At 71.6% G+C, this 19,788-nt stretch carries 17 protein-coding genes; 7 read left to right on the plus strand and 10 right to left on the minus strand.

All coding sequences use genetic code 11. The features are described 5' to 3' along the window. Window positions 1-94 precede the first annotated feature (94 nt). Both HDC93_RS15735 and HDC93_RS15740 read left to right on the plus strand, forming a co-directional pair. A complete protein-coding gene (locus HDC93_RS15735) occupies window positions 95-1,564 on the plus strand; it encodes an APC family permease (RefSeq protein ID WP_185011244.1) in 1,470 nt (489 codons plus the stop codon). 11 nt (window positions 1,565-1,575) lie between these two features. Then, window positions 1,576-2,547, plus strand: coding sequence for a hypothetical protein (locus HDC93_RS15740; protein ID WP_185011246.1), 972 nt, complete (start codon window positions 1,576-1,578; stop codon window positions 2,545-2,547). A gap of 206 nt (window positions 2,548-2,753) precedes the next feature. Here the strand turns inward: HDC93_RS15740 and HDC93_RS15745 are convergent, their stop codons facing one another. The 3 genes from HDC93_RS15745 to HDC93_RS15755 all read right to left on the minus strand — a co-directional run bounded on the left by HDC93_RS15745 (window position 2,754) and on the right by HDC93_RS15755 (window position 6,163). Then, window positions 2,754-3,914 (minus strand): HoxN/HupN/NixA family nickel/cobalt transporter, encoded by a 1,161-nt coding sequence (locus tag HDC93_RS15745; protein ID WP_185011248.1) that lies wholly within the window; start codon window positions 3,912-3,914, stop codon window positions 2,754-2,756. A 360-nt stretch (window positions 3,915-4,274) separates the two neighbouring features. Next, complete coding sequence (locus HDC93_RS15750) at window positions 4,275-5,753, minus strand: hypothetical protein (RefSeq protein WP_185011250.1); 1,479 nt, start codon at window positions 5,751-5,753, stop codon at window positions 4,275-4,277. Window positions 5,754-5,854: 101 nt separating this feature from the next. Beyond that, window positions 5,855-6,163, minus strand: a complete 309-nt coding sequence (locus HDC93_RS15755; protein WP_185011252.1) for a glycosyl hydrolase family 65 protein — start codon at window positions 6,161-6,163, stop codon at window positions 5,855-5,857. Between the two features lie 117 nt (window positions 6,164-6,280). On the opposite strand from HDC93_RS15755, the gene HDC93_RS15760 reads away from it, so the two are divergent. Next, the gene (locus HDC93_RS15760) at window positions 6,281-6,955 is read left to right on the plus strand and encodes a nucleoside/nucleotide kinase family protein (protein WP_185011254.1); all 675 of its coding nucleotides are present in this window, start codon (window positions 6,281-6,283) and stop codon (window positions 6,953-6,955) included. A gap of 161 nt (window positions 6,956-7,116) precedes the next feature. Further along, window positions 7,117-7,626, plus strand: a complete 510-nt coding sequence (locus HDC93_RS15765) for a GNAT family N-acetyltransferase (RefSeq protein ID WP_185011256.1) — start codon at window positions 7,117-7,119, stop codon at window positions 7,624-7,626. A 45-nt stretch (window positions 7,627-7,671) separates the two neighbouring features. On the opposite strand, the gene HDC93_RS15770 is transcribed toward HDC93_RS15765, so the two are convergent. From HDC93_RS15770 to HDC93_RS15790, 5 genes are all read right to left on the minus strand, one after another. Beyond that, complete coding sequence (locus tag HDC93_RS15770; RefSeq protein ID WP_185011258.1) at window positions 7,672-9,390, minus strand: hypothetical protein; 1,719 nt, start codon at window positions 9,388-9,390, stop codon at window positions 7,672-7,674. 2 nt (window positions 9,391-9,392) lie between these two features. Continuing rightward, a complete protein-coding gene (locus tag HDC93_RS15775; protein ID WP_185011260.1) occupies window positions 9,393-10,295 on the minus strand; it encodes a carbohydrate ABC transporter permease in 903 nt (300 codons plus the stop codon). After that, window positions 10,292-11,203, minus strand: coding sequence for a carbohydrate ABC transporter permease (locus tag HDC93_RS15780; protein ID WP_185011262.1), 912 nt, complete (start codon window positions 11,201-11,203; stop codon window positions 10,292-10,294). The genes HDC93_RS15775 and HDC93_RS15780 overlap by 4 nt, the downstream gene beginning before the upstream one ends. A gap of 123 nt (window positions 11,204-11,326) precedes the next feature. Then, window positions 11,327-12,649 carry an ABC transporter substrate-binding protein gene (locus tag HDC93_RS15785; protein ID WP_185011264.1) on the minus strand — a complete coding sequence of 441 codons (1,323 nt, stop codon included), beginning with the start codon at window positions 12,647-12,649 and terminating at the stop codon, window positions 11,327-11,329. Window positions 12,650-12,923: 274 nt separating this feature from the next. Further along, window positions 12,924-14,045, minus strand: a complete 1,122-nt coding sequence (locus tag HDC93_RS15790) for an ROK family protein (RefSeq protein ID WP_185011265.1) — start codon at window positions 14,043-14,045, stop codon at window positions 12,924-12,926. A 240-nt stretch (window positions 14,046-14,285) separates the two neighbouring features. Between HDC93_RS15790 and HDC93_RS15795 the strand changes: the two genes are divergently transcribed. The 3 genes from HDC93_RS15795 to HDC93_RS15805 all read left to right on the plus strand — a co-directional run bounded on the left by HDC93_RS15795 (window position 14,286) and on the right by HDC93_RS15805 (window position 19,020). Further along, window positions 14,286-15,185 carry a BadF/BadG/BcrA/BcrD ATPase family protein gene (locus HDC93_RS15795; RefSeq protein WP_185011266.1) on the plus strand — a complete coding sequence of 300 codons (900 nt, stop codon included), beginning with the start codon at window positions 14,286-14,288 and terminating at the stop codon, window positions 15,183-15,185. Between the two features lie 220 nt (window positions 15,186-15,405). After that, window positions 15,406-17,319, plus strand: a complete 1,914-nt coding sequence (locus HDC93_RS15800) for a phosphatase PAP2 family protein (RefSeq protein WP_185011267.1) — start codon at window positions 15,406-15,408, stop codon at window positions 17,317-17,319. Between the two features lie 36 nt (window positions 17,320-17,355). After that, the gene (locus HDC93_RS15805; RefSeq protein ID WP_260419588.1) at window positions 17,356-19,020 is read left to right on the plus strand and encodes a glycosyltransferase family 39 protein; all 1,665 of its coding nucleotides are present in this window, start codon (window positions 17,356-17,358) and stop codon (window positions 19,018-19,020) included. 19 nt (window positions 19,021-19,039) lie between these two features. On the opposite strand, the gene HDC93_RS15810 is transcribed toward HDC93_RS15805, so the two are convergent. Both HDC93_RS15810 and HDC93_RS15815 read right to left on the minus strand, forming a co-directional pair. Next, window positions 19,040-19,441, minus strand: coding sequence for a DUF3662 domain-containing protein (locus tag HDC93_RS15810; protein ID WP_185011268.1), 402 nt, complete (start codon window positions 19,439-19,441; stop codon window positions 19,040-19,042). Between the two features lie 54 nt (window positions 19,442-19,495). Next, complete coding sequence (locus tag HDC93_RS15815; protein WP_185011269.1) at window positions 19,496-19,657, minus strand: hypothetical protein; 162 nt, start codon at window positions 19,655-19,657, stop codon at window positions 19,496-19,498. Between the last annotated feature and the right edge of the window lie 131 nt (window positions 19,658-19,788).

A 19,788-nucleotide genomic window follows, 5' to 3' on the forward strand; every position in this document is an offset into this window, starting at 1 on the left:
TCCTCCGTCCGGCGGCGAGCTCCACCCCCCACCCCCAACACCTCCGGGACGGCCTGCCCGCCCCCGGTCGTGCACAAGTGAAAGCGGCGCATCCATGAGCTACAGCAGGGGCAGAGGGCTGCAGGCCAATGTCCTCAGCACGTTCGACACCGTGGTGATGGCGGTCGCCGGCAGCGCACCGGCGTATTCGCTGGCCGCGACCACCGCCGTCCTGGTGGGCGCGGTGGGGCTGGCCAGTCCGGCCGCCCTGCTGTACTGCGCGATACCCATGCTGGGCATCGCGCTGGCGTTCAGCTACCTCGGCCGGATCGACGTCAACGCGGGCGCCAGCTACTCGTGGGTGGGGCGCACGCTCCACCCGTTCCTGGGCTTCATCAGCGGCTGGGCGCTGGTGATCTCGGCGACGATCTTCATGGTGGCCGGTTCGCTGCCCGCGGGGTCGATGACGCTCGCGCTCTTCGACGACAGCCTCGCCGACAACACCGCGCTGTCCACGGTGGTCGGCGCGGCCTGGTTCGTCATCATGCTGTGCGTGGTGCTGGGCGGCGCCCGGCTCACGGTGCGGGCCCAGCTGATCATGTCCGGTGTCGAGCTCGTCATCCTGGCGCTGTTCGCGGTGCTCGCCTTCTTCCACACGGACAACGCCCGCGCCTTCGACTGGTCCTGGCTCGGCTTCTCCCACTTCGACGGCATGGCCGGTTTCGCCTCGGGCGCGCTCATCGCCGCGTTCTACTACTGGGGCTGGGACGTCACCAGCAACCTCAGCGAGGAGACCCGCAACAGCCGTCGTACGACGGGACTCGCGGGACTGATCGGAGTGGGCATCGTCTTCCTGCTGTTCGAGGTGTTCACCATCGCGGTGAACGTGATCCTGTCCTCGAAGCAGATCGAGGAGAACGACGCGAACGTGCTGGCGGTGCTCGGCGAGGAGGTCTGGCCGGGCTGGGGCGGCAAGCTGCTGATCGTGGCCGTGATGCTGTCCACCATCGCCACGCTGGAGACGACGCTGATCCAGGTCACGCGCTCGCTGTTCGCGATGGGCCGGGACCGTACGATGCCGTCGGCCCTGGGCCGGGTGCACCGCCGGTGGAACACGCCCTGGGTGGCGATCGTGGTGGTCGGGTCGGTGGCGCTGGTGATGTTCATCGCCTCCAACGCCCTGGGTTCGGTGGGCGACATCCTCTCCGACGCCATCTCGGCGATCGGCCTGCAGATCGCGGTCTACTACGGTCTCGCGGGGCTCGCGGTGGTCGTCGCCTACCGGAAGATGCTGCTGAAGAGTCCGGCCAACTTCCTCTTCGGAGGCCTGTGGCCGCTGTGCGGCGCCCTGTTCATGTTCTGGGTGTTCGTGGAGTCGCTGGGCGAGCTGAGCAGCGCCGCGATCTCGATCGGCATCGGCGGGCTGGCGGTCGGGCTGATCCCGATGCTCTGGTACTGGAGGCAGGGCAGCGACTACTACCGGCCCGCGAAACTGGACGCCTCGCGCGCGGTCGAGACGGACTACGTGCCCGGCGAACAGGACGGCCACGCCCGCGTCCACGAGGGTCTCTCCACCGACTTCTGAGGAGGACCCCGATGGCGCGAGGCAGTCTCAGACGTGGTTTCACCCCCGACTTCGACCCCGACTGCGGGGACGCCGACCTCACCTCCGCCCGCCAGGACGTCGTGATCGGCCGCTGGCAGGGACTGCGGGACCTGCTGGGCGCCACCGGCCGCGACTGGGCGTCCCGAGGCCACCGGATACGGCAGCTCGCGCAGGTGTGCGCGGGCAGTTCGACGGTGGAGTCCTGGCTCTCCGCGGACGCCCACAACGCCGACGCGCTGGTGCTGCGGGCGGCGACGGAGACGGCCCGCACCTTCAACGTGGCCATCGCGGCCGGCCGGGGCGTGCCGATCGACCAGCACCGCGTGGACGCCGCGGTGCTGGCCTGTCTGACGGCGGCGGAGGCGCACCCGGAGGATCCGACGCCCTGGGTGTCGCTGATCTCGGTGGCGCGGCTGTACCCCTCGGGGGTCCGGCGCCAGGAACTGGGGCGCTGGTGGGACGAGTTGCACGGGCGCGACCCGTACAGCGTCGAGGGGCACCTGCAAGTGCTGCACTACTACTCGGCGCGCTGGCACGGCACGCACGGCCTGATGTACGACTTCGCCCGGGACGCGGCCGGGGTGGCACCGCCCGGCTGTCCGCTGCCGGTGCTGGTGCAGTACGCCCGGGTCGAGGAGTACCGCTTCGCCCTGGACGCGGCACAGGGCAGGCACTCCGCCGTGGGCCTGTCGCAGCACTGGAACCACGACGGTGCGGCGAGCGACCTGCGGCGGACCTGGCAGCGCTGGGTCATGGGCCGGACGGAGACCGGGATCGCGCCCGCCGAACTCCGCGACTTCAACTACCTGGCCCACGCGGCCTGCACGGCGGGTGCCAGGGACATCGCGGGCATCCTGCTGGGCATGCTGGGGTCCCGCGCGACGCGCACGCCGTGGTCGTACACGGGCGATGCGGAGAAGCAGATCACCAAGTGGCGCAAGGAGCTGCGGCCGGGGGCCTGAGCGCCTGGCTGTAGTCTCCCCGCCAAGAGGGGTGTCATGGCTGATGACGGCTGGTACGAGGACGGCGACGCGGTCCGGGAGGCCGAACGCGCGCCGGGTCGCCTGGACGGGGATGTCCGTGGTGACGTGCCTGTTCGGTGCGGTCGTGCTCGCGGTGGCCGCCGTCGGCCTTGCGGTGATCCTGGCGCTCGCCTATGCCATGGCCGTCATGGAATGACGCCGCGCCCCGGCCCGGCCAGGTCCCCCGACCACTTCTCCTCGATGCGTCCGACCCTCCACACCACCAGCGCCACCACCCAGGTGGCGAAGAACAGGGCGACCACCGCGTAGCCGAGGATGTTGAGGTCCAGGCCGGAGATCCGGTCCCAGAAGGGGCCGTGCAGGCCGAGCCGTCCGGCGAGGAGGCCGAGGAGTTCGGCCGTGCCGATGAGGAGGGCCACGGCGACGGACAGGCCGGTGATGGTGAGGTTGTAGTAGACCTTGCGCACCGGCTTGGAGAAGGCCCAGCCGTAGGCGAAGTTCATGAACGAGCCGTCGACGGTGTCCAGGAGACACATGCCCGCGGCGAACAGGACGGGCAGGCACAGGACCGCGTACCAGGGCAGTCCGGAGGCGGCGCCGGAGCCGGCCAGGACCAGCAGGGCGATCTCGGTGGCGGTGTCGAAGCCGAGGCCGAACAGCAGGCCCAGCGGGTACATGTGCCAGGGCCTGGACACCGACCTCATGACACGGCCCAGCAGACGGTTCATCAGGCCGCGGTTGTTCAGCTGCTCCTCCAGGGCGGCCTCGTCGTAGCGGCCGGAGCGCATCGCGCGGAACACCTTCCAGATACCGGCCAGGATGACGAGGTTGACGCCCGCGATGAGGTAGAGGAACGTCCCGGAGACGGTCGTGCCGATCAGGCCGGTGACGTCGTGCAGTGAGGAGCCGTCGTCGCGGACCGGCCCGGCCAGGGTCTTCACGCCGAGGGTGAGCAGGAACGCCAGGACGAAGACGACGCTGGAGTGGCCGAGGGAGAACCAGAAGCCGACCGACAGCGGACGCTGCCCCTCCCCCATCAGCTTGCGGGTGGTGTTGTCGATGGCGGCGATGTGGTCGGCGTCGAAGGCGTGCCGCATACCCAGCGTGTAGGCGGTGACGCCGATGCCGACGCCGAAGGTCTGAGTGCCGATGGCGTGGTGCTGCGGGGCGACGATCGCGACGAGGGTGAACCAGCCGATCACGTGCAGGGCCAGGATGAAGGCCGCCATCCCCCCGACCCTGGTCCACTCCCGCCGCGTCATGGAGGTGCGGACGCGGTGCCCGGCCGTGCGCTGGGCGGGGGCCGGGGCGGGGAGGCGCGGAGCGGACTCAGGGGCGGCCGTCATCGGGGGGAAGGTCCTTCTGTCGGACGGACGGCTGCGGTGAACAGCCTCGTGCCATCCTGCGGCACCTGCAAGGGATGTGCAGTAAAGCCCGTGACAGGTCTTGTCCATGGAACCGAAAACTCCGCCGGGCGACGGGGAGCCGTCCGGTGTCAGACCTCGGCGTTCGGTCCGTCCGGCCGGGTGTGACGCTGCTCGACCATCGCGCGGCTGAAACTCCGCGAAGGACGAGGAGCCCGGTGTGGAGAACTCCTCCCCCAGCCTGCCCTCGTGCTCGCTCACCGCCATGCCGTTCCCCCCTCGGTCGTGGCCGTCGACCGACTCCTACCTGAGCCGGACGGACGGGAAACGCGCCGCGCCGCGTCAGGGCCCCGGCGCGACACGGACGTCCAGGTCCGAGATCCGGTGGGCGGGCCAGGAGCGTGCGTAGCGGGGCGGGGTGCCGCCGGCCGGCGCGAGGTGGGCGACCGGGAGGCGGTCCGCGGTGCGCAGGACCCCGGCCACGGTGATGTTCTCGTTGTTTCCGGACGTCGCCCCCGAGGAGCAGCCGGTGTAGTAGCCGATCGGGATGGCCTCGTGGCCGGTGAGCAGGCAGGGTGGGCGGACGCCGAGCCGGTGCAGGGCGTCGGCGGTGCGGCCCCAGTCGCGGCGGCTCTCGGTGTTGCGCGACACGGCGCCGTCCAGAACGGCGAGCTGCGCCGCGAGATGCCCGGCCAGGACGAGCGCGACCAGCGGGGCGGCCACCGGGCGCCATGATCCGCCCGGGCCTCTGACCAGGCGCCACAGGGCGTCGGCGACCGGGATCGCGAGCAGCGCGTAGGCCGGCTGGAGGAAGCGCGGGGCCGCGTAGCCGATCATGAACAGGTACGGCAGCGCGGCCGTGGTGGCGCAGGCCAGCGGGACCAGGGTCCGTTCCAGGCGCCGGGCACGGGCCGCGACCACCAGCGCGAGACCGGCCAGGACGGGCAGGGTGAACCACCAGAAGGTGACCAGCGGGGTGGGCATCGACCCGGTGCACGGCCGGCACAGGGCCCGTCCGCCCAGGCTGCGCAGCTGGTCGTCGACGGCGATCTGCCAGCCCAGCCCGCCCTGGATCCGGGAGGCCTCCGCCAGCCGCGCCCCGAGGCCACCGTGGCTCAGGTACGCCTCGATCACCCAGGGCACGGCGCCCGCCGCGAGGCCCGCCGCGAGCACGAGCAGGAGGCGCCAGCGGCGGCGCACCAGGGCGAGGACGAGCAGCGGCACGGCCACGTAGACCGCGTCGGTGGGACGCATCCAGGCCATCAGCGCGCCGCCCGCCGCGAGGCCCCACAGCGTCCTCGGGGAGGAACGTTTCGCCCGTGTCCTCAGGAAGCAGCCGACGCTGATCAGGGCACCGATCGCGACCCAGTAGTTGGGCATGGCCTGCGGACCGTAGAAGAGGGTCAACCACAGGGAGGCGAAGAGGGCCCCGCCGCCGAGCAGGACGCGGGTCGGGAACAGGCCGCGCCAGGCGCGCAGGGCCAGGTAGAGGGCGAGTCCCGACAGCAGGGCGAGGTAGACGCGCAGCAGGGGGACGGACGGCGACCAGGACGCGACGGGCGCGACCAGCAGCGAGACGCCGCGGGAGCGGGGGGCACTGAAGAACGCCGCGGGGTGGTGCGAGGTGACCTGGCTGACGTAGACGATCTCGTCCCAGCCCAGGCCCAGGACGGGCCGGACCAGGGCGAGCTGCGCGAGCGTGAAGACGGCGGCCAGGACGGCGAAGGGTCGGTTGCCGCGCGTCCAGCGGGTGGTGCGCTGCCCGGCCGCCTGTTCGCGTCTTCGCCGTCGTACCAGGATGGCGTTCGCGCCGTCGGCCATGTTTCGCCCCTTACCCCGTTGATCGAAAACACGATCACGCTAACCCGGGGGGTGTGGGCGTGCGGGGCGGAAGTGGGCCAAGTGCCTGACCCGCGAGTGGGTCAGCGGGCGTTCGGGGCGCGGTGCGGGGGCTGGCCCGGGGCCGGGCGGTGGGGCAGGTCGGGGATGGGGTGGGAGACGGGGGCGTCCTCGCTCACCGTGAGCTCGGTGCCGTGGTGGCGGATGGTCAGGGGCAAGCCGGAGTTCAGGGTGTACGTGGCCCGGTCGGCGGTCAGTTCGACGCGCAGGCACCGGTCGAGGAAGCCCACGGTGAAGGCGAGCCTGCTGTAGCGCTCGGGCAGGCGGGGCGCGAACCGCAGGGTGCCGTCGCTGCACCGCATGCCATCTTCGGGAAGACCGAGCTGCGTCATACAGGACCGGTTCCCCACCCGGAGATGTTCCAGTGAGTGGCGCACGCCACACGCCGGGGACGCGAGGGGTGGGACGCGCCCGGCGTTCGCGCCCGCCCCGGGTGGCAGACTCTCTCTGTGCCGCTCACCTTCGACGACCTCGTCCACCGCGCCCGGGCCCTCCCCCGGGACGGCCGGCGCGCGATCCTCGGCATCGCGGGCAGCCCCGGCGCGGGCAAGTCGACGCTCGCCGAGCACCTGGTACGGGAGATGAACGGCACCGGCGTCCCCTGGGTCGCACACGTCCCCATGGACGGCTTCCACCTCGCCGACGCCGAACTGGATCGTCTCGGCCGCCGGGACCGCAAGGGCGCGCCCGACACGTTCGACGCGGCCGGGTACGCGGCCCTGCTGCGGCGGCTGTGCGACGAGCCAGGCGACGACATCGTCTACGCGCCCGGTTTCGAACGCGTCCTGGAGCAGCCGCTCGCCGGCGCGATTCCGGTGCCGCCGACGGCCCGTCTGGTCATCACCGAGGGCAACTACCTGCTCCTGACCACCGGTGCCTGGCCCCGCGTCCGCCCCTTCCTCGACGAGGTGTGGTTCTGCGAGCTGCCCGAGCCCGAGCGCGTCCGCCGCCTGGTCGCCCGCCACGAGCGGTTCGGCAAGACGCACGAGGAGGCGGTGGCCTGGGTCGCGCGCTCGGACGAGCGCAACGCCGACCTGGTCGCGGCGACGCGGGGGCGGGCGGACCTGGTGGTTCCTCAGTCGGCACTGCCCCGCGCGGGGACCGGAACGATCCACACGGCGTGACGGGATCGCCCCCTCCGTGCTGCCGCGGGAGTGGGGCAGGTGGTGACCGGGACGCATCGGCGAGGGTGGGGGGTGGCCGGCCTGCCGTTGTGCCGCCGGAGCTCGCCGTGACCGCCCCCGAGCCGGTTCCCCGCCGTGCCGGCATGAGACATGATCGGCCCATGATCAGATCCGCCACCGTGAACGACATCCCCGAGATCCGCACGATGATCCGCGAACTCGCCGCGTACGAACGGGCCGTGGAGCAGGCCCGGGCGACCGAGGAGCAGCTGCGCGCGGCACTGTTCGGGGAGCACCCCGCCGCCTTCGCGCTGATCGCCGAGGACGACGGCACGGGGGAGGTCATGGGCTACGCCCTGTGGTTCCCGCGCTTCTCGACCTGGACGGGCACGCGCGGTATGCACCTGGAGGACCTCTACGTACGTGCGCACGCCCGGGGCGCGGGGTACGGCACGGCGCTGCTCGCCGCCCTCGCGGCGACCTGTCGGCGAGACGGGTACGACCGCTTCGAGTGGTGGGTCCTCTCCTGGAACACTCCGGCGATCGACTTCTACACGTCGCTGGGGGTGGAGTTCCTGGACGAGTGGAAGGTGTGCCGGCTCAGCGGCGAGCCCCTCGCGGAACTCGCCGCTCAGGCTCCGGAGGTCGTGGCCCCGGCCTGCGACGGGTGAGCCGGTCGGCCCCGTGAACGCCTTGGCGCGGACCCTTCGCCGACCTCACACGACCGGTGCGGACCGGCGGGCGCGCAGTGCGACGGTCAGGGTGTGCGGGCCGAGTCCGCCGATGTAGACGCGGTTCCCGGTCGTCGTGTCCGTGCCGCCCACCACGCTGTAGTCCTGCCCCGGGTCGTACCGCAGTACGTCGCTCCGGTCCGGCCCGGCCAGTGGTTCGCCTGACACCACGTCGGCCTCGACCCGGATGTCGTCGTCACCGACCCGGTAGGTCATCGACCCGGTCGTCAGGCACCAGCGGCCGTCGCCGATCGGTACGGCACCCTCCGGCACGCCACCGGGCCGGAAGGTCAGTTCGAGGGACCAGGGCACCCGTGGTCCGCTGATGTCGATCCGCAGGTCGGCACCGTCCTCCCGCAGGTCCACCTCGACACGGGTCGTGTGGGAGACCTCGTCCCGGGGCCGGTCCGCGAAGGACATCGCTGCCGAGAAGCGTCCCTCGTCCGCCATCCGGTAGGCGGCGTCGCCCCGCCGCAGGTCCGGCGGCAGCGGCTGGTAGTAGGCGGCCGTGAGACGTTCGGTGAGCCGGTACCGGTGGTCGGCGGGCCGCTCCACGTCGGCGGCGCGGAACGGGCCCAGGTCGAAGAACCCCCGGGAGAGCCGGACCGCGTCGAGGACCGCTTCGCCGGCGAACAGGCGCATGAAGGTGGGATTGCAGGCGAGGCCCGACCGGATGCGCCGGTGCTCGGGCACGTCCGAGCCGCCGTACACCACCGTGTGCGCGGTGGCCGAGGCGCGTGCGGCGAGACGCGCGGTGGAAAAGTACCGGTCGCGGGGCAGCGTCTCCGGGGCCGGGGCCGGCAGCGGACGGCACAGGTCGGGGGTGAGCAGGGTCTCGGCGAGCAGGTCGGGGTCGTCGATGCCGCCGGAGGCCGCCAGCCGCGCCGCCCGGCTGAAGTCGCCCCGTCCGGTGCGGATCGCGAGCAGCCGGTAGTGCGGCAGATAGGGCGCCAGCGGGAACGGGTGGTTCTGGTCCTGCCGCCGGGACAGGACGGTCTCCACGGTGCCGTCCGGCCTGATGAGGTCCAAGGTCGCGGCGAGGTTGCGTTCGACGGCGTCCCGCAGGTCGGCGCGGTCGAGCACGTCGGCCAGCAGCAGCAGCGACGGATTGGACACGTGGGCCGCGTAGTTGGCGCTCCGTTCCGAGTACAGGCCCTCCGCGTCGATGTCCACGCCCTCGGCGAGCCACTGCCCGACGCGGTCGAGGAGCCGGTCGTCGGGGAACGAGCGGTGCAGCCGGGCCAGCGCCGCGGACAGCTCCCAGCGGTGGTTCGGGGTGTGCACCCCACCGGTCAGGAGACTGCCGGCGGCGGCGCCGGCGATCTCGGCGAGGGTGTCCGTGACGCCGCGCAGTTCCGGCCCCGCGGCGGCGGCAAGGACATGCGCGTCGCACACGTCGTTGACGGTGAACCCGGAGTCCGGCGGTGACTGCACGTTGTCGCCGCCGGCGAAGAGGCCGGTGGTCGTCTGCGCGGCGCGCAGCGCACGGAGGTGGGTCGTCGCCGCGGCGACGGCCCGCCCGCTGCCGTGCAGCACCGAGTCCGGGGACCGGTACGCGGCGATCAGCGTCTTCACCCGGCGCGCCAGTGCGCGGTGGGGCACACCGGCGGGTTCCTCGTCGGGGCCGGCCACCAGCGGGGCGGCCAGCCGGTCGGCGGCGCCGGCCACCGCGCGGACGAACTCGTGGTCGAGCACAGTGGGCACGGTCAGTCCTTCAGTCCGGCGTTGATGTCGGCGCCCATGACATAGCGCTGGAAGACCAGGAAGACGGCGATCAGCGGGATCATGGAGATGACCGACGCGCCGAGCAGGACCGACCAGTTGATGTTCTGCGCGCCGACGATGCTCTGGATGCCGATCTGCACGGTGAACTTGTCGGGGTCGTTGAGCATCAGCAGCGGCCAGATGTAGTCGTTCCACCGCCACTGGAAGGACAGGATCGCGAGGGTCAGCATGATCGGCCGGGACAGCGGCACCATGATCCGCAGGAAGATCGACAGTTCGCGGGCGCCGTCGATGCGTGCGGCTTCCACGAGTTCGTCGGGGACCGTCAGGAAGAACTGACGGAACATGAAGCATCCGGTCGCGGTGAGCACCGCCGGAAGGATGATGCCGGCGAACGAGTTGTAGAGGCCGAGGTCGCGGACGACCAGGAACTCCGGGGCCAGCATGACCTCGGACGGCAGCATCGTGGTGGCCAGGATGCAGACGAAGAAGACCTTGAGCCATCTGTTGTCGTACTTGGCCAGCGCGTAACCGGTGCAGCAGCTGACTCCCACCGTGAGGATCGTCGTGATCACGCACACGATGGTCGTGTTGATGAAGTACTGGGAGAAGTTGGCGCTGTCCCACGCCGCCTTGAATCCCGACAGGGTGGGGTCGTGCGGAACCAGTGTCAGCGGATAGGAGAACAGGTCGCTGGCCGGCTTGAAGGAGCTGAGGATGAACCACAGCACCGGCAGGCCGTAGAGGCAGGCCAGGATCCACAGCAGTGTCGTCGCGGACACCGCCTGCCGGAGCCCACCGGTGGCTGCCCGACGGGGACGCTTCTTGGAGACGGCCCGTCCGGAACCGGCGTCGACCGGGCGTGGCATGTCTGTGGTTGTCATCGGTTCTCCACCCGTCGGTTGACGATCAGCTGGATGATCGCGACGGCCATCAGGATGAGCATGAGCACGAACGACGCGGCGCTCGCGTAGCCGATCTGGCCCCGTTTGAAGCCGGTCTCGTAGATGTACTGGACGAGCAGGTTGTTCGACGTTCCGGGTCCGCCGTTGTTGAGGGCGACGAACACCGGATACTCCTTCATCGCGTTGATCGTGTTGAGCAGGATGACGATGAACGAGGTGGGCGCGATGCTCGGCAGCGTGATGTGGAAGAACTGGCGCCAGGGGCCGGCGCCGTCGAGCGAGGCCGCCTCGTAGTACGACACGGGTACGTTCTTGATCGCCGCGATGAACAGCAGCATCGAGAAGCCCGTCCAGGCCCAGGACGCCGCCATGACCACCACCAGCAGCGACAGGTCCGCGTTCGACTGCCACGGAACGGCGTCCCCGCCGAGCTCGTGGATGATGTAGTTGACCAGTCCGAAGTTCTCACCGAACAGCCACCGCCACAGCACACCCACCACGATGGGCGACAGCAGCCACGGGATGAAGAAGATGACGCGGGCGACCGAGGCGCCCTTGGCGTGCCTGCTCACCACCACGTTCGCGATGAGCAGGGAGAACACGAAGTTCAGCGGGACGAAGAGCACGGTGTACAGCAGCGTCCGGCTCAGCGCGTCGTAGAAGGTGGAGTCCCCGAACAGGTTCTGGTAGTTGTCCAGCCCGACGAACTGGAAGACCCCTACGCCCGTGTAGTTCGTGAAGGAGTAGACGAGCCCGATCACCGCCGGCCAGACGAAGAACAGCGCGAAGAGCACGACGTTGGCCGCGATGAGGACGAGCGGCGCAAGGGTGTACTTACTGCCTCTCCTGGGCGGGCTCACGGACACGTCCGGGGCGCGTTTGGTCATCTTCCTGACTCCGTGCTGGTGGAATGGGTTCCTGTGGGCTCAGGCCATGAGCCCGGCATCACGTGAGGGCCGGGGCCGGGCGGCGGTGTCTCGACCCGCCGCCCGGGCCTGCCTGGCCTGCGCTCAGCCGCCGACCTGCTGGTTGTAGACGTCCACGATGTTCTGCAGGGCCTTGTCGGACGACTGCTGTCCGTTGATCGCCTTGCCGAGTTCCGTCTTGGTCGGGTCCTCGGGGAGGCTCTTGCCCTTCAGCACCCACTTCGTCTGCGCGGTGTTGAAGTAGCCGGAGATGGGGGCGTAGAGCGGGATCGACTCGTTGTACAGCTTGAACGCCGCCTGCGCCGCCTCGGACTTGAAGGGGTACTTCGGGTTCAGACCGCTCTCGACCGGCAGGAAGCCGGACGTCTCGCACAGCACCTGGTAGTGGGCCGGCTCGTACAGCCAGGTCAGGAACTTCGTCGCGGCGTCGGCCGCGGCGGCGTTGTTGTTGAAGCCCACCGTCATGCCGCCGCTGTTGACGTCACTGGCCTGCACCGGCTGGGCGGGGGTCGGGACGCTCGCCCACTCGAACTTCTTGATGCTCTCCGCGAAGGCGGGGACCTGCCACACGCCGGACCAGTAGGCGACCACGTCACCGCTCTGGAACATGGCCGACGGATCGGCGCCGCTGGTCCACACCGACTTCGGCATGGTCTTGTCGTCGTTCAGCCCGACGAAGTACTTCACGGCCTTCTTGGTCGGCGCGTCCACCGAGAACGTGCCGGAGGAGTCCGCGTGGACGTACTTCCCGCCCATCTCGTACACCATGGCGCGGAGCCGGGACGGCGACTGGTCGAACGTGAGGGAGTACTTGGCGCCGGTCTTCTCGCGGACCTTGTCCGCCGCCTTGATGAAGTCGGTCCAGGTCCAGGTCTTCTGGGGCGAGGCCGGGAAGGAGACACCGGCCTTCTCGAACAGCGTCTTGTTGATGAACAGACCGGAGGCGGTGACGTCCGAGGGGATGGACAGCACCTTCCCGGACGAGTCCTTGGCCAGGAAGTTGGCGTTGATCTTGTTGCTCTTCTTGTTGGCGATGGACTTGAGGTCGATCAGCTTGTTCGCCCAGATCGGGTCCAGCGCCGGCACGGCCGCCACGTCGGGCAGCGAGTTCGCCTGCGCGGCGTTGTGCAGCTTGGCCGGGTAGCCGTCGTAGGGGATGTTGACGAGCTTGACCTTGACGCCGGTTTCCTTCTTGTACTGCGCCACCATCTTCTTCCAGCCCGCGTCCTGACCCGGGACCGTGGAGATCCAGAACGTCAGCGACTTGGCGTTCCCGCCCGAGTCGGACCCCGACCCGCAGGCGGAGAGCAGAAGGGCACCTGCCGTGGCCACGGCAGCGAGGGGAACTACGCGACGTATGCCGCCGCGGCCGAGACGGCGGGAGCGCCGCACACCCAGACTGGTCATCTTCAATCCCTTTTCGTCGTAGCGGAAGAAGCACGGCGCCAGCCGAGGCGGCACGGGTGCATTTTGCAGGAGATTCCGCTTTCCGGGGGCGCGGCCTCGCCCGGCCGCGTCGCCTTGACGGGTGGGGTCCCCGGCCATGTCGGCCGTCGTCGCACGAGCACGCCCTCGTGCGGCTCCCGTACTTCGCGTACGGGCGGGAGGCTCACCCGGAGTCGGCGTCCCGGCCGACTCAGAAAGCGCTTGTCCGGACATTGGCAGACCGATGGCGCAGCCGTCAATGCTTCGCCCGCACAGCTCCGGTCACGGTTTGAATTCCATGGGCGACCGCGAGCCTGCCGGCGCCCGCCACGGTGCCGGTGTCGCCCACCACGCTGCTGACCACCTCGGTGGGCCAGCTCAGCCGGGCCAGCTCGGCCCGCACCCCGGGCAGGAGCTGCGGGTCCGCGCCGGTACCGCCGCCGAGGACGATCAGGCCGGGGTCCAGCACGGCGGCGACGGCGGCGGCGAGCCGGCCCACGTCGGCGGCGTGCGCGTCGATCACGGACCGGGCCGTGGCATGCCCTTGCCCGGCCAGGGCGAGGAGCCGCTCGGCGGTGCGCGGACGGGGGCCGTCGGCCTGCTGCCAGACCTCGGCCGCCCGTCGCAGCAGCGTGCGCGATCCCATGCGCTGCTCCAGGCCCTCGTAGTGCGGGGCGCGGCTCTCGTCCCAGGGGTAGGGCAGCCGGGCCACCTCACCGGCGGCGCCGTTCGCGCCGCGCAGCACCCGGCCGCCGATGACGACGGCGAGACCGATGCCGACGCCGATGCGCAGATAGCCGAAGGTCTCGCGGCCGACGGCGGCACCTTCGTGCAGTTCGGCGAGCGCGGCGCAGTTGACGTTGTTCTCCAGGTGGACGGGCACTCCCTCGGGCAGTGCGACGGCCATGGCGTCGAAGACGGGACCGGCCTTGGCGGTCGCCGGGCGTTCCCGCGCGCCTTCGCCGTCCCGGGTGGTGACATCACCGACGGCGGCGACGACGGCCCGCAGCGGGGCTCCGGCGGGCAGTCCGGCGAGGACCTTGCGGACGGTGTCGGCGGCCTCCCGCCTGGAGCCGGTGCCCTCGGCGAGCAGCGTCCCGTCCAGGGCGCAACCGCGCACCCGTGTCCTGGCGGGGCCCAGGTCCACGGCGAGCACGGCCCCGGCGGCCGGGCCGAGCCGGTAGACGGCGGCGCTGCGGCCGGTGCCGCCGGAGGCCCGCCCGGAGTGGGCGGCGAGTTCCACGGCCTCCAGTTCGGCGACGGCGGTGGAGACGGTCGGCTTGGAAAGGCCCGCACCGGCCGCCAGCTGGGGACGGGTGGCCGTTCCCGCTCCGGCCAGTACGTCGAACACCACACGGGCACTCTCACTCAGGTGCATGGTCTCCCCAGGTCGTGCGGCGGCCGGGCAGGACGGCCGCGAGGGTCGCGCGGCATCGGGAATTCCGTGCCTCTTGACGCGCACCCTACTTCGTTAGTTAACTTCCTAACGAACTTCACGGTACTCGCCTGCCGTGTTCGGCAGAAGCCCGTCCCGGGGCTTCCCTACCTCTTCAACTGCCGTGGTACGACGGGTGGTTCGCCTGCCGTCGCCGTGCCACGCAACGACGAAAGAGGACCCGTGCAGGACTCCACTCCCTACGCGGTCGGTATCGACGTGGGCGGCACCAAGACGCATCTGCGCGCCTTCGCGGACGGCGCGGGCGTCGTCGATCATGTCCGTGGCAGTACGGGCTGGCGCCCGCACGATGCCCGGGCCGCCGCCGACTGGCTGGCCGATCTGATCGCCGTCGCCCTGCCTTCCTCTCCCCGACCGTCCGCTCTCGCCGTGGGCGGTCACGCCTGCGAGACGCCACGCCAGTGCGCGGGCATCCGCGCCGCCCTTCAGGACCGGCTGGGGGTGCCCGCGCTGGTCGTGGGCGATGCCGAGCTGCTCGTTCCCGCCGCGGGGCTGGAGAAGGGGGTGGGTCTGGTCGCCGGTACCGGTTCGGTCGCGGTGGGCCGGCTGCCCGGCGGCGAGGCGGTCCAGGTCGGCGGCTGGGGCGCGGTGCTCGGCGACGAGGGCGGTGCGGCCGGTCTCGTCCGGGAGGCCGCGCGGGCCGTCTGGGCCGCGCACGACCGGGGCGAGGAGCCCGACGCGCTGGCGACCGGGCTGGTCGCCGCGTTCGGGGCGGCCGAGGTGCCCGCGCTCGGCGCCGCGCTGGAGGCCGCCACGGACGTCTCGGCGGAGTGGGGCCGCCACTCCCCGGCCGTGTTCGCCGCCGCCGAGGCGGGCTCACCGCTCGCCCGGGCCGTGATCGCCGAGGGCGGCCGGGCGCTCGCCGGGCTCGTCGTACGACTGGCCGCGCGCGGGGTCGCGGTGGACGACGTGGTGGTGGCGGGCGGCACGGTGCTCGCCCAGCCCGCGCTGTACGAGGCGTTCACCGCCGCGCTCGCCGAGTCCCTGCCCGGGGCCCGGACGCAGCCGCTGCGGGTGCCGCCGGTCGAGGGCGCGCTGGCCCTGGCCCGTTCGCTTCTGTGAGCCGGGCCGTCGTTCACCCTCCGGACACCGGCCGGTGGCCGACCCCTCGCCGAAGGGTCACAGCACGGCCGTAGATCTTCGCTCGTACGCAACAGGTGCCACAGAAGCCCCCACAGGCACCAGAAGTCGCACAGCCCGCACCACCTTCCCGGCCACACGGCCGACGCACCGTCGCGCAACGCCACGACACCTTCTTCGCGAACTCCAGAGAGGCGCACCCATGTCATCAGCCGGGCACCGCTCCCCCGCCACCGTCGGCAGGCGGGGCTTCCTCAAGACCTCCCTCGGTGCCTCGGCGGGCCTGCTCGCCGCACCGACCTTCGCGTCCTGGCTCGGCGCCGCGGACGCGCAGGCCGCCACGGGCTTCGCCGCGTTCGTCGACGACTACAAGTCGAACATCACCGCGAACCTCACCCCGGAGACCAACGCCGTCGTCCGGATCCTGGGCGGCATGTCGAAGATGTGGAAGACCGGCGACGCCTGGAACACCGGCCGGGTCCTGGACCGCGAGGTACTGCGCGCCAACATGCGCTACTGCGCCCGCATCACCCGGGCCCGCTCCGAGGCGCAGGCGAAGGAGGCCTTCCTCTACGACCGCCAGCACCAGAGCTACGCCATGATCGCCGGCCTCGGTCCGCTCGAGGGCCTGTACAAGGCGGGTGCCAAGGCCGTCACGTCGATCACCACCGCCCCGGACGGCACGCCTCCGGGGAAGATCAACGACACCCTGCCCGCCGACGCCCCGGCCGGATCCGCGCTCGGAGCGGGCTCGTACGACTCGGACCTCGGCCAGGTGGCGAAGCTGGTCGACACCGTGCGCGGGCCGTTCGCCTCGGGCAACCCGGGCAAGTTCGCCTTCCAGTACCCGCGCCCGTGGCGGATGAACGAGGACAGCGAGGTCGTCGACACCGGCACGAAGGACGCGCTCGGCTACCCGGTCTACGACTCGGACGTGGTCGTGGCCCCGCAACTGCTGCGCCAGCGCTCCGAGAACGCCCAGGAGGACGGCGGTTTCCCCAGCGGCCACACCAACGCCTTCCACCTGGCCGGGCTGGCCTTCGCGTACGCGGTGCCGGAGCGTTTCCAGGAGCTGGTGACGCGGGCCTTCGAGCTCAGCCACACCCGGATCATGTCGGGCATGCACTCCACCGTCGACGTCATCGGCGGCCGGATCATGGCCACCGCCCTGACGGCCGCGACGCTGGCCGACCCGGCGAACGCCGAACTCAAGGCAGCCGCCCGCGCCCAGGCCCTCGCCTACTTCACGCAGCGGACCGGCACCACGGCCGACACCCTCTACGACTACGCCCACCCGGGCGCCGGGGACGCCTACGCCGACCGCGAGGCCAACTCCCGTGCGGTCGGGCCCCGGTTGACGTACGTCCTGCCGCGCCGCGGGCGCAAGGACCCGCTGATCGTGCCGAAGGGCGCGGAGGTGCTGCTGGAGACGCGGCTGCCGTACCTGAGCGCGGCCCAGCGTCGCGAGGTGCTGCGGACGACCGCGCTGCCCTCCGGGTACGTCCTGCTGGACGGCTTCGAGCAGTGGGGCCGGCTGAACCTGTTCGCCGCGGCGGACGGTTACGGCGCCTTCGACCGGGACGTCACCGTGACGCTGGACGCGGCGGCCGGGGGCTTCCACGCGGCCGACGGCTGGCGCAACGACATCGAGGGAGACGGCGGTCTGACCAAGCGCGGCTCGGGCACGCTCACCCTGGCGGGCCACAACCGCTACCGCGGCGGGACCGTCCTGGAGGCCGGCACGATGGTCGCCGCGTCGCCGAACGCCCTGGGCGAGGGCGACGTCCGGGTCACGGGCGGCACGCTCCGCGCGGCCGAGGTCCTGCGGGTGCGCGGCTCCTACGTCCAGGAGGGTGGGTCGACGCTGGAGCTGCCGCTGCGCCGGAACCACGGCCCGGCCCTCACCGTGGGCCGTCGGGTTCTGCTGGGGCGGGGCAGCGTGCTGTCGCTGCGGCTCGACGCCGAGCGGCCGCCGGTCGCGGGCACCACGGTTCCCGTCCTGTCCGCCGGGCAGCTGCGCGGCCGGTTCGACCGCGTGGAGCTGGACTCCGAGACGCTGCGGGCGGTGCCCGTCCACACGGCTGACGGTCTGTCGGTGCGACTCGTGCGGCGGTAGCGCTTTCCACGGCGGGGGCTGTTGCAGAGTGGGTCCATGAGGGACCTCTGGATGGCTCCCGCCGTTCCCCGGCCCGTGTCGCTCTCGCCCCCGGCACCGGCCGAACCCGCTCGGCGGCCGGGCGGACGGTGGGCGGTGCGGCTTCTGGTGGCCGCCCTGCTCGCCCAGATGGCCTTCGCGATGGTCACGACCGCCGTGCGACAGACCCCGACGATCGACGAACCGGTGTACGTGGGCGCGGCCGCGGAGTACGTGCACGAGCACCGCCTGCGGCACAACCCCGAGCATCCGCCGCTGGGCAAGCTGGTCATCGGTGCCGGGGTCGCCCTCGCGGATCCGCACCTCGACCCGGCCTTCGCCGGGGACCAGGGGCAGTTGGGCCGGCATCTGCTGTACGAGTCGGGCAACGACCCCTGGCGGCTGATGCTCCGGGCCCGTCTGCCGGTGATCGCGCTGACCCTGGCGTTCGGGCTGGTGGTGTTCGCCTTCGCCCGTGAACTGGCCGGACCCGTCGCGGGGTCGGCCGCGCTCGCGCTGTACTGTTTCTCCCCCGACGTCATCGCCCACGGCTCGCTCGCGACGCTCGATGTGCCGGCCGCGGGGTTCGTGCTGACCTCGGCGTGGCTGGTGTGGCGGGCGCGCCGGAGACCGCGGCTGTACGTCCCCCTCGCGGGGATGGCCCTCGGCGCCGCGTTGGCCACGAGGATGAGTACGTTGCCGGCCGTGCCGGTGCTGATGGCGCTGGCCGCTGTGTCGGTGTGGAAGGGGTCCGGAGGCAAGCCGTTCCGGGCCCTGGCCGCGGCGGGACATGTGGCCCTGGCCGCGGTCGCCGTCGTGTGGGTCACGTATCTGATGGTCGATCCGCTGCTGCGCTGGACTCCGGATCAGCACGTACCCGTGGTGCACGGTCTGCGGGGGCTGCTGGTCCGGCTCCTGCCCTTCCCGGACGCCTACCGGGACGGGATGCGCGTGCAGTTCGGGCTGGAGAACCGGCCCTGGCAGGGCTTTCTGTTCGGGCGGCTCTACGACGGGTCGCTCTGGTACTACCTGCCGGCCGCGCTGCTGGTGAAAACCCCGTTGGGGATGTTCGCGCTGTGGACCGCGGGCGCCACGGCGGTCGTCGCGGTCCGGCGGCTGCGGCCTGCCGCACCGTATGTGCTGGCCGCTCCGCTGGTGCTGCTGGCGGCTGCCATGCAGGGGGCGCGCGACTTCGGAACCCGGTACGCCGTGTTCCTGCCGCTGTTCCTCGCGGTCGCGGCGGGGTGCGTGCTGCTGGTGCGGCGGCGGTGGGTGTCCGTGGGGGTGGCCGTGCTGGTGGCCCTCGCCGCGGTCAGTTCGGCACGGGCGTACCCCTACTATCTGCCCTACTCCAACGAGGCGTTCGGGGGGCCGGGCAGAACCCGGCAGTGGCTGCACGACTCGAACGTGGACTGGGGGCAGGACCTCGGGCGGCTCGCGGACCGGCTCCGCGACCGGTACCCGGGGGAGCGGGTGTGGCTCGTCTACAAGGGCAGTGGGGTGCCGTCCTTCTACGGCATCGAGGCCTCGGATCCCCGACGCGTGCCGGTGCGGGCGGTGCGGGGGCTCCTGGTCGTGTCGGACTCGGCGGCGGCGAAGGCCTCCGGGCGGCTGGCCCAGCTGATCGGCGGCAGCCGCCCGGTCGATGACGTCGGGCACTCGATCACGGTGTACCGCCGTTGAGTGCGGCGGTGCGCGTGGGTCAGTGCGTCGCGTGGAGGAACCCGTGCGCGCTCACGTGCTGCATGACCTTGGAGGCCACCCGGTAGCGGCCGTCGGGCACGTCGGGGCACCGCGCCACGTGGACCGCCAGCGGGCCGGCGAACTCGTAGCCGCGGCGTTCCGCGTGGCGGGACAGGCTGTCGGTGAGGGCCTGGCCCACGTCGGTGCCGGTGCGGGTCAGATGCTCGTGCACGTCTTCGGGCAGTTCCACGTCGTAGGCGTTGGGGACCATGACGCGTCCCTCACGGCACACCACGGCGTTGTCGTCGCACTCGCGTTGCAGGGCGTCGAGGACCTCGACCGGTTCCTTGTCGCGCAGCCGCGCCCACAGCGCGTCCCATCGGTTCTCCAGGGTCCGTTCCAGCGCACTCAGCGCGCTCATGCCGTCTCTCCTGCCGGAAGCGTCGTCGGTTCGGTCGGGGTTGCCGGGGGTGCCCTAGCGGTCGTCGTAGTCGTCGGGGCGCACCTCGGCCTCCTCCAGGGCCTCGCGCATCGTGCGGCCGGTCCCGCCCGGCGGACGGGGGCGGTTCTCGTCCCTGTGGTCCAGCAGGTCGTCGGTGTTCTCCGTCTTGAGCCGGTTCTCCTCCGGGACGGTCATGGCGGGGGCTCCTCTCGGGGGTGGTGTGCGGCGGCGGGTTCCCGCCCGGCGTACGGGTATCCCCGCGCGGGGCAGCTCATGCTGCCTTGAGAAGCCCTGGTCACTACGGTGCGTGAGCTATGTTGAACGTC

Origin of the sequence: Streptomyces sp. AK010, assembly GCF_014207295.1 — a bacterium.
Classification (GTDB): Bacteria; Actinomycetota; Actinomycetes; order Streptomycetales; family Streptomycetaceae; genus Streptomyces; species Streptomyces massasporeus.